The 13,161-nt window shown below is 32.0% G+C and carries 14 protein-coding genes; 1 reads left to right on the forward strand and 13 read right to left on the reverse strand.

The features are described 5' to 3' along the window. Nucleotides 1-209: 209 nt before the first annotated feature. The 3 genes from FNL83_RS11880 to FNL83_RS11890 are packed head-to-tail and all read right to left on the reverse strand — an operon-like array spanning nucleotide 210 to nucleotide 3,200. Nucleotides 210-1,406, reverse strand: a complete 1,197-nt coding sequence (locus tag FNL83_RS11880) for an ABC transporter permease (RefSeq protein WP_001831769.1) — start codon at nucleotides 1,404-1,406, stop codon at nucleotides 210-212. Next, nucleotides 1,399-2,085 (reverse strand): ABC transporter ATP-binding protein, encoded by a 687-nt coding sequence (locus tag FNL83_RS11885; protein WP_001831756.1) that lies wholly within the window; start codon nucleotides 2,083-2,085, stop codon nucleotides 1,399-1,401. The genes FNL83_RS11880 and FNL83_RS11885 overlap by 8 nt, the downstream gene beginning before the upstream one ends. Continuing rightward, nucleotides 2,082-3,200 carry an efflux RND transporter periplasmic adaptor subunit gene (locus FNL83_RS11890; protein WP_002437277.1) on the reverse strand — a complete coding sequence of 373 codons (1,119 nt, stop codon included), beginning with the start codon at nucleotides 3,198-3,200 and terminating at the stop codon, nucleotides 2,082-2,084. The genes FNL83_RS11885 and FNL83_RS11890 overlap by 4 nt, the downstream gene beginning before the upstream one ends. Before the next feature lie 237 nt (nucleotides 3,201-3,437). Between FNL83_RS11890 and FNL83_RS11895 the strand changes: the two genes are divergently transcribed. Further along, nucleotides 3,438-4,067 (forward strand): YIP1 family protein, encoded by a 630-nt coding sequence (locus FNL83_RS11895; RefSeq protein WP_002437279.1) that lies wholly within the window; start codon nucleotides 3,438-3,440, stop codon nucleotides 4,065-4,067. A 187-nt stretch (nucleotides 4,068-4,254) separates the two neighbouring features. Here the strand turns inward: FNL83_RS11895 and FNL83_RS11900 are convergent, their stop codons facing one another. The 10 genes from FNL83_RS11900 to rpmH all read right to left on the reverse strand — a co-directional run bounded on the left by FNL83_RS11900 (nucleotide 4,255) and on the right by rpmH (nucleotide 12,439). Beyond that, nucleotides 4,255-4,824 carry a helix-turn-helix transcriptional regulator gene (locus FNL83_RS11900; RefSeq protein ID WP_002437281.1) on the reverse strand — a complete coding sequence of 190 codons (570 nt, stop codon included), beginning with the start codon at nucleotides 4,822-4,824 and terminating at the stop codon, nucleotides 4,255-4,257. Between the two features lie 219 nt (nucleotides 4,825-5,043). Continuing rightward, a complete protein-coding gene (locus FNL83_RS11905) occupies nucleotides 5,044-5,583 on the reverse strand; it encodes a TetR/AcrR family transcriptional regulator (RefSeq protein WP_002437284.1) in 540 nt (179 codons plus the stop codon). Next, nucleotides 5,549-5,944 carry a DUF3147 family protein gene (locus FNL83_RS11910; protein ID WP_001831775.1) on the reverse strand — a complete coding sequence of 132 codons (396 nt, stop codon included), beginning with the start codon at nucleotides 5,942-5,944 and terminating at the stop codon, nucleotides 5,549-5,551. The genes FNL83_RS11905 and FNL83_RS11910 overlap by 35 nt, the downstream gene beginning before the upstream one ends. Nucleotides 5,945-5,959: 15 nt before the next feature. Continuing rightward, nucleotides 5,960-6,319, reverse strand: a complete 360-nt coding sequence (locus FNL83_RS11915) for a DUF3147 family protein (protein ID WP_001831810.1) — start codon at nucleotides 6,317-6,319, stop codon at nucleotides 5,960-5,962. 399 nt (nucleotides 6,320-6,718) lie between these two features. Then, nucleotides 6,719-7,558, reverse strand: coding sequence for a nucleoid occlusion protein (noc, locus tag FNL83_RS11925; protein ID WP_001831794.1), 840 nt, complete (start codon nucleotides 7,556-7,558; stop codon nucleotides 6,719-6,721). Between the two features lie 43 nt (nucleotides 7,559-7,601). Beyond that, nucleotides 7,602-8,321 (reverse strand): 16S rRNA (guanine(527)-N(7))-methyltransferase RsmG, encoded by a 720-nt coding sequence (gene rsmG, locus FNL83_RS11930; RefSeq protein ID WP_002437291.1) that lies wholly within the window; start codon nucleotides 8,319-8,321, stop codon nucleotides 7,602-7,604. Beyond that, entirely contained in the window at nucleotides 8,321-10,198 is a 1,878-nt protein-coding gene (gene mnmG, locus FNL83_RS11935) for a tRNA uridine-5-carboxymethylaminomethyl(34) synthesis enzyme MnmG (RefSeq protein WP_001831818.1), read from the reverse strand. The genes rsmG and mnmG overlap by 1 nt, the downstream gene beginning before the upstream one ends. A 72-nt stretch (nucleotides 10,199-10,270) precedes the next feature. Then, a complete protein-coding gene (mnmE, locus tag FNL83_RS11940) occupies nucleotides 10,271-11,650 on the reverse strand; it encodes a tRNA uridine-5-carboxymethylaminomethyl(34) synthesis GTPase MnmE (protein ID WP_002437296.1) in 1,380 nt (459 codons plus the stop codon). A 145-nt stretch (nucleotides 11,651-11,795) separates the two neighbouring features. Beyond that, nucleotides 11,796-12,143 (reverse strand): ribonuclease P protein component, encoded by a 348-nt coding sequence (rnpA, locus tag FNL83_RS11945; protein ID WP_001832522.1) that lies wholly within the window; start codon nucleotides 12,141-12,143, stop codon nucleotides 11,796-11,798. A gap of 158 nt (nucleotides 12,144-12,301) precedes the next feature. Then, nucleotides 12,302-12,439, reverse strand: a complete 138-nt coding sequence (rpmH, locus tag FNL83_RS11950; RefSeq protein WP_000240855.1) for a 50S ribosomal protein L34 — start codon at nucleotides 12,437-12,439, stop codon at nucleotides 12,302-12,304. Nucleotides 12,440-13,161 lie beyond the last annotated feature (722 nt).

Here is a 13,161-nt window from a genome sequence, read left to right on the forward strand (position 1 = left end):
TCAGAAATAAGTATTCACATATATATTAACCCCCTCTACTTGTAACAGTGAGGGGGTATAGGTGATAAAGGCTAATAACTACTATGCTTTCAAATTATCGCGTGTACTTAACCATTGAGTATATAATGCAACAATATAAACACTAATAGCTGTGTTAACAAGAATTTCGACCATATAGTACCTTACGATAAATCATTCTATGCTATAGATTATTTAATAATATCAATTAATTCTTTTTTAGAAGCTGAACGTGCAGGTATCCAACCGAAAATGATGCCTATCAATGTTGATACACCTACAGCTAGGATGACGGAACCTAGACTGACGGAACTCTTAACCATTTCAGGTGTCACGAGATCAATCAATGTAGCAATAATAATACCTAGAATTAATCCGATGATACCACCTATGAGACATAACACAACACTTTCTACTAAGAATTGTATTTCAATATCTCGACCTTTAGCGCCAAATGCACGACGAATTGCAATCTCTTCTGTTCGTTCAGTGACTGAAATATACATGACATTCATCACACCAATACCTGCAATAAAGAGTGATATTCCCGCAACAGCAGCGACAAAGTAAGTAATCGTGTCTAAGACTGAACCTATCGTTTTCATCACCGCTTCATTATCTTCATAACTATATTGACCTTCAGATACGCCAGTTCCTTTTTTATTCAACACTTTTTCGACCTTTTTACCTACGTCTTTCTTATCTGAACCTTTTTCAACTGTAACTAATAATTGAGGCATACCTTGTGTCAAATTGCCCATATATTTATTAAATGTTTTTGAAGGTATTTGAATTAATGACTCAATAGGCATCCCACTTTCATCAACTTCTGAGCTTTCAGAGACGCCTACGACTTTAAACCCTTCTCCATTTATATAAATAGATTGACCCATTGCCTGATTATTGAATACTTTTTTAGCAATTTTTTTATCTATAACGGCTACTTTTTCTAGCACTTCATTATCATCATTCGTAAATCCTTTTCCTTCATCTACGTCTGTCAGTTTATCAACCTTTTTTAAACTAGCATCACTACTGCCATGTGTATTCGTAATTTTGACTGAATATGTGCTATCCTTATCCTCTTTTACTTTAGCACTCTTAACACCATTAACCTGTTCAACAACACTCATATCCTCTTGCTTAAATGGATTATTTTTAGGCGCTTCCATATTTTCTGTCATGTAAGAAATTGAAGCTTGATTTTTACCAGCACCAGCATCATTGAATTGCTCAGTCGTTGACTTCTTAAAACCGTTCCCCAACGACATGATAGTAATTACTGATGCAATACCAATAATTATTCCAATCATCGTAAAGATATTACGTCGTTTGTTTTTTAAAATGGAACGAATAGCAACTGATATGACATTTGAAAAGTTATTCACGTGTCAACACCTCTTCCTCTTGCACACGCCCATCCAAAATATGGATAATACGATCAGCTTTTTCCGCCACTTCACGATCATGCGTTACCATAATAATAGTTGTATTCTGTTCTTTGTTCAGTTTTACGAAAAGCTCCATAATATCTTGAGATGTCTTCGAATCAAGAGCGCCAGTAGGTTCATCGGCAATAATAAACTTAGGGTCATTAATAATTGCCCGGGCAATAGCTACACGTTGTTGCTGCCCTCCTGACAATTTATTTGGTAAGAGATTCTCTTTACCTTTGAGACCGACGTCATGAAGTCCGTCTAAAACTTTGCTTTTTCTCGCTTTATTACTCAAACCATTATAAATTAGCGGAATACTTACATTTTCTAAAATAGTGTTATTTTGAATCAATTTAAAATTCTGAAAGACGAAACCTACAGTATGATTTCGAATTTCTGCGAGCTTATTATCTGAGCTTTTTTGATAATTCTCATTGTTAAAAAAGTATTCTCCTTCATATCCACGATCAATAAATCCCAAGATATTAATTAACGTACTTTTACCTGAACCAGACGGACCCATGATAGCAATAAATTCACCTTCATCAATATGAATATCTATGTCTTTCAAAATATGATTTGATTCATTTCCATTTTTAAAGTGTCGATTGATTTTTCTCAATTCAATCATGATGACACCTCTACTTTTTCTCCATCATTTAAATTACCTTTTGGACTTTTAAGGACTTTATCGCCAGATTTCAATCCTTTTTTCACAATGATTTCACCATTATTACGTTCAATTTTAATTTCACGTTTGTGAACTTTATTATTTTTATCAACGACAAATACGTTATTATCTTTTGTTAACACGTTATTTGGTAGCTTTTTAGTTTTAAGAGGGATTTTAGCATCCATAGAGAAGCCTGATCTCACGGGTATATCTAAATCACCAATGATAACTTTATATTTTGATGTTTCGCCACTTTTACCACCTGTTGGCTGATTAATTGTAGGATTAGATGTCGTCATTTCAGTTCCTTCTTCACTATCACCTTGTGCCCCTGCTTGTGCCGATGATGCTGTACTATCGTCACTTGTATCATAGCTTGTAGGAAGTTCATCTATTTTAAGAATTTTTCCTTTTCCTTTTTTACCTGTGCTATTTACAGTGACATTTACTTCATCGCCTTCTTTAATTTTATTAATATCAAACTCTGTGATAGTTGCGTTAATTTGAGGATTTGAAGAAATTAATTGCAAAACAGGTTGCCCTTCGCCTACATCTGAATCATTTTTAATGTTAATTTTACCATCAAATGATGCATTCATGCTGTCATTGAGTTGTCTGTCATATTGTGACAATGACTGCTGAGCTTCATTTAAAGCACTTTGATCTTGAGTCAATTTAACTTGTAATTGATGATTGTTAGGACTTTGATTTACTTTTTGATAATCATCATTAACTTGAGATTGTGCTTGATTCACTTTGTTCACTAGTTGTTGGCGTTTATTCCCATTTGTATCATAATTGATGATACGTTCACCTTGTTTAACTGTTTGACCATCTTGTACTGAAACACTTAAGAAGTTACCCACAGATTGATTATTGTTATAAGTTTTCACAGATTCTGGAGACGCTTTGCCTTCTAAACTAATAGGTGTTTCTTTTCTTACTGTATATGTATCGTAAGCATTACTATCTTTACTACCTGAACCATTAACTTGTTTTAATATAAAAGCAGCAATGATTAATACGACAATAATTACAATACCAATAATGCTCCACAATAGTTTCTTATTCATATATATTCTCCTTGTGTAATAGATTCACAAGGAAATGATAACACATTTGTAAAATTATTAATCTTTTATATGTAAAAAAATTACTAAATCTTATAATTTTTAATATATTATCAATCATTTTGTCTTTAAATTAGTATTAGTAACTATATTTAATTAAATTTAAGGATTTTGCATTTTATATTATGTAATAAAATGTTACCATCAAACTAACCTTAATAAGTAAAGGAGATATATTACATGAGTACACAGGAATTAAAAGAAAATGATATTCAAAACTCAAGTATTCCATTTGTTAATCATTTTAACAAACTAAGACATCAGCCAAAATGGATACTTAAATCAATCATAGTGATAGTATTAGCTATTATTAGCGCTTTCATCACATATAATACTAGCAATGAACTATTAGATAACCAATCGATAACTAATAGCCAAATGGATGAAAATATGTTACGTATGTCTACAACTATAGGCGCTTTCATAGGAACAATCTTTAGTGTTGTTGTAGTATTTTTAATCTTTCTAATTATTTCTAAAATATTTAAATCTGACGCCAAAGCGAGCAGTTTATTCTCAGCAGCACTCTCTTATTCAATCATTATTTTAGGATTTACAACTATTATTTCTTTAATTCAAATAGTTTTTGGACTAAAGGTAACAGACTATAAGCTTGATAGCTTAAACATTTTTTCAAAGGATAATAAAACACTCATGGCTTTCAGTTTAACTAATCTTTTAAAAGCCTTTTTAACAGGTGTTGTTTATTACTCAACAAGTCGTTTATCTAAAAAAGCATCTGTGATATTAGGAATCGTTGCACTCATCATATTAATAGGATCAGGTATGATAGGTGGAATGAATAGCTAAACGCTGCTATTAAGTGCAATAAAAACTATGTAGGGAATATTTATGAAAACAATAATCATAATTTTGTATTATGTGTTGTTTCATATTTCCCATTATTATTATGAGTGGACAAAGCAATAAATAATCATTCTTAGAGTAGGCTGGGTGTCAAATTCAATAGGCATCCAGTCTATTCTCTTTTTGATTTTTATAAAAAATAATCAGTTAAAATGATACTTAAGTAACTTATACCGATGATCACACCAACAAAGAAAATAAAAGAAATTGAGGATGTCCATATATCTCTAAACTTACTTTTTTGCACCTCTTTAGGATCTTTACCATTAATAAAGGCTAATATCTTGTCGTATGTTTCAATATCATTTTTTATTTTAATTTTTTCTAATTTTGTAGAAGCAATGATACCTATTAAAAATACTAAATATGTTATTCCCATTCCTAACCAATGAAAGTAATGAGTCATAGGACCTATGAGAACACTTCCTAATACTATTGGAATTATCATCATACATGTCCAAAAGTCTAATTCTTTTTTAATACTTTTGATTTGCCCGTTTTTCAAATCATCCTCCACTAGTTCGTCTAGATATATCTTGAAAAGTTGACACATAATAAGTAATTTATGAATATCCGGATAACTTTTATCATTTTCCCAATTTGAAATAGTTTGTCTTGAAACAAACATTTTCTCAGCCAAAAATTCTTGTGAATACCCATCTCTTTCTCTAAATTTTTTGATTTGATTGCTAACATTCATTGCTTTAAACTCCTTAATTATGATTTGAAATCATTTAATATTATTATTAAATCAAATCAGGTTTTCTCTATAAAAGCTATCAAATAGTTTTTGCGATGTCACCTTTATCATTGTCAAAATGCTTTGACATAGTATGATTAAAGGTTTTAATAGACTGACCTTAGGCTAACCTGTTACATGAAAAACAAAAAACGCTCCTCGAAAGGAGCGTTTTTCATATCAATGATATATACGTAAAACTTGATTCAACATCTTTTTAATGTAATTTTCATCCAGAGTTTCAGGTTTAATTAATATATTAAAATAGATGGGTGAGAAGATTAAATCAATAAACAAATCTTGTTCTTCCTCTTGTATGTGCTTACGAACAATCTCTTTTAAAACTTTGCGATTATGATTAAAGTAATTAGTCATAAAAGTTTCTCTAGCTTCCATTTGTTGATGACTAATTAATATTTCAATCACAGCACTACCTAGTTTTGTTTTATAGATATCTTTTATTTTTACTAAAAACTGGAATAAATCATCATATAAATTATCTTGATTATGAATCGCAATATATTGAGATTGTTCAATAAACGCGGACATGATAATTGAAGATTTATCCTTCCAACGTCTATAAATAGTTGCTTTAGAAATACCAGTATTCTCAGAAATTTGATCTATAGTAATATCTCTAAAATGAGTCGTTTCCAATAAACGTTGAATCTCAGTATAAATTTTTTTATTGATTGTTGGATCTTTTGGTCTTCCAGCCATGTTTATCCCTTCTTTTATGTGCTATGAATTCCACAATTTCAAAAATAATCAATGCACTTACAAACCAAGCTACAAAACCACCAATAATACTCAATAGCCACATATGTGTAGCTTGTAGTAATCCCCAGGTTGCTAGTATACTACATAAAACTCCTATCATACCGAAGACTGCACCTCTGCTCACATGCATAGCTACCTCATTGCCAAATTGCATACCAGTAATACACATTGAAACTAAAAACACTGCGGGAAAGGTTGCAAATATACCTCCAAATTCCTTCCATGGAAGCACGACAGAAACAATATAACTAATTAAAACAGCTAAACCACCAACTGAAAATTTAATAATTGCTAACTTCATTTTTAATCCTCCAATTTAAATATGTCTGACTAAGAAAATCGCAACAGAAATCACAAACCAGCAAAGAATTGCAAATACTGTTCCACTTCTATAATTTTTCTTACCAATAAAAATTGAAGTAAAGAACACAGTTACAATACATGAGACAATCCCAACAATTGCTCCTGTACTTAAATGAATTGACATTTGAATAAGTTGCTGTCCTTTATGGTCTATAGCTAACGCTATAATAGCTGCAAGGTAGACTGCCGGCATAGTGGCAATAATACCACCTAATTTTCCTCCTACTTTATCAGCCATAATTGATGCAAGTGCAACAGCAAATCCTCCGATAACGAAATGTAGTATAGCACTAGAAATTGATATACCAAACACAATAACCCTTCTCATCCATATTTATTAAACGAAACGTATCGTTTACTTTTAGTTTATAGCGTAAATCAATTGTTGTAAATATATTGTTTAAATCACCTAATTTTCTAAATAATGATAATTTTTGTTTCACGTAAAACATTTTAAAGTCACTTTTTCATCATTTAAAATATTATACGTTTATCTAATATAACCGCTCTTTCATTGAGTGACGCAATACAAGTTTTCTTTGCTATGGTTAAGATGTTATTAGGTACATTTAATATGATTATTAATGTTGATATTTGCTATTTGGATATTTTATTGCACAGAATTTTCACCGTTATACTATTAAAGATAATGCACTGTAATACGATAAAAAGAGCCTAATACATCATCAAAATATGTACCAGACTCTTATAATTATTTCTTATATATCTTTATTTTAATTTCATAATAATCTTCATGTTCTTTATCTTTTTGTTCAACGCGTATACCTGATTTTTCTATCGTTTCAATACTCTTACCTAGTTCTTCTTTTGCTTGTGTTACATCTTGAGAAAATTGGAAAGTCTGCGCTTTTACTTTCTCTGGTCCAGTTTTCTGACGTACTCTATCCTCAGTTTGTTTCACATTCAACTTCTGACTAATAACTTGCTCGATTAATTCTTCTTGTGTTTCATCAGGTAATACTAATACCGCTCGTGCATGTCTTTCTGTAATCTTACCTTCACGTAATCTCTTAATCACATTGGGTGCTAACTTCAATAATCTAAGTTTATTAGCAATGAAGCTTTGGCTCTTGCCTAGACTTTTTGCTAATTCATTTTGAGTCGTTCCCCCGATTTCAAGTAACTTTTTATAAGCTTCCGCTTCTTCGACGACAGATAAGTTTTCACGTTGAATATTTTCAATCAATGCAACTACCGCTGTTTCTTCATCATCCATATCTCGAACAATGACATCTACTTGAGGTTTATGCAACGACTGTAATGCTCGAAATCGTCGTTCGCCGGCTATAATTTCGAACATATCTTCTTCAATTGGACGTACAACTATAGGCTGTAATAATCCATGCTCTTCAATAGACTCTGCTAATTCTTTAATCTTATTTGGCTCAAATACTTGTCTAGGTTGATAACGATTGGGTACGATACGTTCAATATGAATGGATTCTACATTATTATTACGTTCTTCTTCAGTATAACCAATGATGTCATCTTTATTTTTTAAACCAAATAATTTTGAAAAAGGTTTCTTCATTATCCATTCTCTCCCTCTCAATTATTTATCATACTATGATGTCTTAACTTTCAACTAATGGAGATTTGTTTGGCGTACCTGGTTTTCTTGGGTATTTTTTTGATGTCTGTCTACGTTTATCAATAATAATCATTTGTCGCTCACCGGCATTTTCAGGTAATTCAAAAGTATAAGTCTCTTTCACATTACCACCTAAAATGTTAATAGCAAACGTCGCTTCTTGCAATTCTTCTTTACCTTTTGATGATTTAAGTGCAAGGAACTGTCCACCTTTATTTACTAAAGGTAAGCACAACTCACTTAAGACAGTCAATCTCGCTACTGCACGAGCTGTAACAATATCATAAGACTCCCTGTAGACACCCTTGCCATATGTTTCTGCTCGATCATGCACAAAACTAACATCTTCAAGACCTAGTTCTGCAGCTAAATGATTTAGAAATTGTATTCTTTTATTTAGAGAATCTACAATCGTTACTTTCAATTCAGGGTATACTATCTTTAAAGGTATACTTGGAAAACCTGCACCAGCACCGATATCACAAAGACTTAATTGACCGTTAAAATCATAATAGAAACTAGGCGCTATTGAATCATAGAAATGTTTTAAATAAACATCATGTTCATCAGTAATACTTGTCAAATTCATTTTTTTGTTCCATTCAACAAGTAATTTATAATATTTTTGAAATTGCTCTTTTTGCGTATTAGATAGTTCTATGCCTTGCTCGCTTAATTTCTCTGATAACCATTCAATACTCATTATTGTTTCACCCTTTGAAGTTTACCTTGTTCTAAATAAACAAGTAGAATTGAGATATCTGCTGGATTCACACCTGAAATTCGTGAAGCCTGTGCAATATTTAATGGTTTAACTTCAGCTAACTTTTCGCGTGCTTCAGATGCTAAACTATCTACCTTGCTATAATCTAAATCCTCAGGAATTTTTTTCGCTTCCATTCTTTTAACTTTTTCTACTTGTTGTAAAGATTTATTGATATAACCTTCATATTTTGTTTGAATTTCAACTTGTTCCTCAACCGCTTCAGGAAGTTGATGTGATTCTTCTAAGATTTCTAAAATTGTTTCGTAGTTCATTTCGGGACGACGTAATAAATCAATCGCTAATATGCCATCTTTTAATCTTGAACCACCCTTAGCTTCAATAATTGCTTGCGTATGTTCATTTGGTTTAATACGTACATCGGTAAGTCGTTGTATTTCATCTTTGATTTGTTGACGCTTTTCATTAAATCTTGCATAGCGTTCTTCTGATATTAAACCTAATTCATACCCCATATCAGTAAGACGTAAATCAGCATTATCATGACGTAGTAATAATCGATATTCCGCACGTGAAGTTAATAATCGATACGGTTCATTTGTACCCTTAGTGACTAAATCATCTATAAGTACACCAATATATGCGTCTGAACGGCTGAGTATTTTTTCACCTGTACCTAAAACATTACCAGCAGCGTTAATACCTGCCATGATTCCTTGTCCCGCTGCTTCTTCATATCCTGATGTTCCATTAATCTGACCTGCAGTATACAAGTTTTTAATCGCTTTTGTTTCTAACGTTGGCCATAATTGAGTAGGCACGATTGCATCATATTCAATAGCATAACCCGCACGCATCATATCTGCTTTTTCAAGACCTGGAATGGTTTCTAACATTTGACGTTGAACATGTTCAGGTAAACTAGTAGATAATCCTTGCACGTATACCTCATTCGTATTACGTCCTTCAGGTTCTAAGAAAAGTTGATGTCTTGGTTTATCGTTAAAGCGGACAAATTTATCCTCAATTGATGGACAATATCTAGGACCTGTACCTTTAATCATACCGGAATACATAGCAGATAAATGTAAGTTATCATCAATGACTTGATGTGTATCTCCATTTGTATAAGTTAACCAACAAGGTAATTGATCTAAAATAAATTCGGTTGTTTCAAAACTAAACGCTCGACCTATATCATCACCTGGTTGGATTTCAGTTTTAGAATAATCGATGGTTCTCGCATTTACACGTGGTGGTGTACCCGTTTTAAATCTAACGATATCAAATCCTAATTTTCTTAAATTATCCGCTAGAGTTACAGATGGTAATTGATGGTTAGGGCCACTAGAATATTTTAAGTTTCCTAGTATAATTTCTCCACGTAAGAATGTACCTGTTGTAATAATGACAGCTTTAGAACGATATTCTGTACCAATATTAGTACGAACACCTTTAACTTCATTATCTTCTATAATGAGTTCATCAACCATACCTTGCATGATGTCTAAATTATCCTCATTCTCAAGTACACGCTTCATTTCTTGTTGATATAATACTTTATCTGCTTGAGCACGTAAAGCTCTAACAGCTGGACCTTTACCTGTATTAAGCATACGCATTTGAATGTGAGTTTTATCAATAGTTTTTGCCATTTGTCCACCTAAAGCGTCTATTTCACGTACAACGATTCCTTTCGCAGGACCACCTACAGATGGATTACATGGCATGAAAGCAATATTATCTAAATTAATTGTTAACATCAGTGTTTTAGCACCCCGGCGAGCTGAAGCTAGACCTGCTTCAATACCGGCGTGACCAGCACCAATGACTACTACATCATATTCTTGAACCACTCTTTTACCTCCCAAAAGTCATAAAATCTTGAATTTTAGACGTCTTACCGTCTTGTTTATATTTTTATATCATTATTTTCCTAAACAAAATTGACTAAATAGTTGATCTATTAATTCATCACTCGCTGATTCTCCTAGAATTTCTCCTAGAATTTCCCAAGTACGTGTTAAATCAATCTGTACCATATCCATTGGGATACCAGACTCAGCAGCATCAATCGCATCTTGAATTGATTGTCTCGCTTGTTTCAACAATGAAATGTGACGTGAATTAGATACATAAGTCATATCTTGATTTTGTACTTCGCCACCAAAGAATAAATCTTTAATTTGTATTTCTAATTCATCAATACCTTCTTGTTTAAGCATCGATGTTTGTATAAGTGGCATATCACCAATCATCTCTCTTAGTTCGCTAACATCTAATCGCTGTTCTAAATCTGTTTTATTAATGATTACAATAACATCCTCATTTTTAATGACTTCGAATAAAGTTTGATCATCTTCCGTCAGAGGTTCATTGTTATTAAGCACAAATAAAATTAAATCTGCTTCACTTAAAGCTTTCCTAGAACGTTCTACACCAATCTTCTCTACGATATCTTCAGTATCCCTAATACCCGCAGTATCTACAAGTCGTAACGGGACACCTCTAACATTGACATATTCTTCTAACACGTCTCTTGTTGTACCAGCGACCTCAGTCACAATTGCTTTATTATCTTGAATAAGGTTATTTAGCATCGAAGACTTCCCAACATTAGGACGTCCTACAATAACTGTAGATAACCCTTCTCTCATTATTTTACCTTGTGCTCCTGTTTCAAGTAACTGATTGATTTCTTCTTTAATACGCTTAGACTGTTCTAGTAAGAAGTCCGTCGTTGCGTCTTCTACATCATCATACTCTGGATAATCAATGTTAACTTCAACTTGGGCGAGTATCTCTAATATGGATTGACGTTGTTTCTTGATTAAGTCACTTAAACGTCCTTCTATTTGATTCATCGCAACCTTAGAAGCTCGATCAGTTTTGGAACGTATAAAATCCATAACCGCTTCTGCTTGAGATAAATCTATACGACCATTTAAAAATGCACGTTTTGTATATTCACCTGGTTCTGCCATACGTGCACCATAAGTCATAGTTAACTCTAATATACGATTAATTGTTAAAATACCACCATGACAATTTATCTCAATAATATCTTCTCGTGTGAAAGTTTTAGGGGCACGTAATACAGACACCATGACTTCTTCAACTGTTTCATTTGTTTCTGGATCAATAATATGACCGTAATTTATTGTATGCGTCTCAACTTCAGATAACTTTTTCTTACCTTTATATAAGATATCTCCGATTTCAATAGCTTGTGGCCCAGATAATCTCACAATTCCAATAGCACCTTCACCCATCGGTGTTGAAATACTTGTAATCGTATCAAAATCCATAAGAGTCTCGCCTCCTTATTAATGTAAAAATTCATTATAACATTGTAATTTGTTTCTTTTAAAAAAGCTAATAAACTGTTCAACATTCATATGTAAGACTTCGGTTTGTGTGACGTTAGACTTCGGTTTCTCTAAGTCCCCTGCCCTACTTAATCTTTTTATTAAACACTTTTGCAATTTTAAGCACATGCTCTAAACTACTTTGAATCTCCAGTGTATTCATATCTTTTGCTGGTTGCCTCGCAATAACTATAATATCTTTAGCGATAATATTTTGCTTATGCACTTTAAAATTCTCTCTTATCGCTCTTTTAATTCTATTTCTTGTAACAGCGTTGCCCAGTTTTTTTGAGACACTTATTCCTAAGCGAAAATGTTTTAAATCTCTATTTTTATAGGTATAGACAACAAATTGTCTATTTGCAACAGACTTCCCATTCTTGTATATCGCTTGAAAGTCTGAATTTCTCTTAATACGATATGCTTTTTCCATTAAACATCACTCGCTTATTCTAATCTATTCATTTTAATAGTAACAATTATCTATTAACAAAACATACGTATATATTATTTTGAAAATGATATCAGAACAATACTTAAATATCATTTTATTATTTAAACAAAAAAAAGACCACTGATGATTCAGTGATCTTATGCAGATAAAACTTTACGGCCTTTACGACGACGACGCGCTAAAACTTTGCGGCCATTTTTAGTGCTCATGCGTTTTCTGAAACCATGAACTTTACTATGTTTACGTTTATTTGGTTGATAAGTACGTTTTACCATGCAAAACACCTCCATCTGAATTCAATTACCAATATTTCCAACTTCCTACCTAGAAATTGGTTCATATAAATAGATAAATTAACGAAGTATTTATTAGCTTCAATTACTAACATACTTCATCTGAGCAATTGCTCTCTTATTGTGTCTGCTATTAAGAAATTTGTTCTATAGCTTATTATTATCTAGTCATAATTCAAGCAACTACTACAATATAACAAAATACCTTTTATAAAGCAAGATGAATTTACGAATATAACGATTGAAAATGACTTGTTGTGATTTAATATAAGCAATTTTAATAATAAATTGTCATATACATAGTTCATGCAATCCATATAAATTATTTCCCAAAGTAAAAAAGAAGAAATTGTGACGCTTATTTGAAGTTATCCACTTATACACATAATTTCTCGCAAAAATTGTGGATAACACATGCGCTATACACACAGTTATTCAAAATTTAACAACATATTCACAGCCATTTGACATCACTTGGAGTTAAAAAGTATAATTATGTGGATAAGTCGTTCAAATTATGATTTTACAAGGATTTATTTATTAAATTTATATACATAAATGGTGTGCATAAATCATAGTTATGTTTAAGTTATCCACTGATTGTGATTAACTTGTGGATAATTATTAACATGCTGTGATTATTTTTATCCACCTATGTTATTTCTGTGTATAAGTCTAAAATTTTAAGAAAGATGGAGTTATTT

This window comes from Staphylococcus epidermidis, assembly GCF_006742205.1.
In the GTDB taxonomy this organism is placed as follows: Bacteria; Bacillota; Bacilli; order Staphylococcales; family Staphylococcaceae; genus Staphylococcus; species Staphylococcus epidermidis.

Excerpts from the sequence above, each read along its gene's own strand:
- FNL83_RS11885 (WP_001831756.1), bottom strand. The coding sequence starts at position 2,085 with ATGATTGAATTGAGAAAAATCAATCGACACTTTAAAAATGGAAATGAA.
- FNL83_RS11890 (WP_002437277.1), bottom strand. The coding sequence starts at position 3,200 with ATGAATAAGAAACTATTGTGGAGCATTATTGGTATTGTAATTATTGTC.
- FNL83_RS11895 (WP_002437279.1), top strand. The coding sequence starts at position 3,438 with ATGAGTACACAGGAATTAAAAGAAAATGATATTCAAAACTCAAGTATT.
- FNL83_RS11900 (WP_002437281.1), bottom strand. The coding sequence starts at position 4,824 with ATGAATGTTAGCAATCAAATCAAAAAATTTAGAGAAAGAGATGGGTAT.
- FNL83_RS11905 (WP_002437284.1), bottom strand. The coding sequence starts at position 5,583 with ATGGCTGGAAGACCAAAAGATCCAACAATCAATAAAAAAATTTATACT.
- FNL83_RS11910 (WP_001831775.1), bottom strand. The coding sequence starts at position 5,944 with ATGAAGTTAGCAATTATTAAATTTTCAGTTGGTGGTTTAGCTGTTTTA.
- noc (WP_001831794.1), bottom strand. The coding sequence starts at position 7,558 with ATGAAGAAACCTTTTTCAAAATTATTTGGTTTAAAAAATAAAGATGAC.
- rsmG (WP_002437291.1), bottom strand. The coding sequence starts at position 8,321 with ATGAGTATTGAATGGTTATCAGAGAAATTAAGCGAGCAAGGCATAGAA.
- mnmE (WP_002437296.1), bottom strand. The coding sequence starts at position 11,650 with ATGGATTTTGATACGATTACAAGTATTTCAACACCGATGGGTGAAGGT.
- rnpA (WP_001832522.1), bottom strand. The coding sequence starts at position 12,143 with ATGGAAAAAGCATATCGTATTAAGAGAAATTCAGACTTTCAAGCGATA.
- rpmH (WP_000240855.1), bottom strand. The coding sequence starts at position 12,439 with ATGGTAAAACGTACTTATCAACCAAATAAACGTAAACATAGTAAAGTT.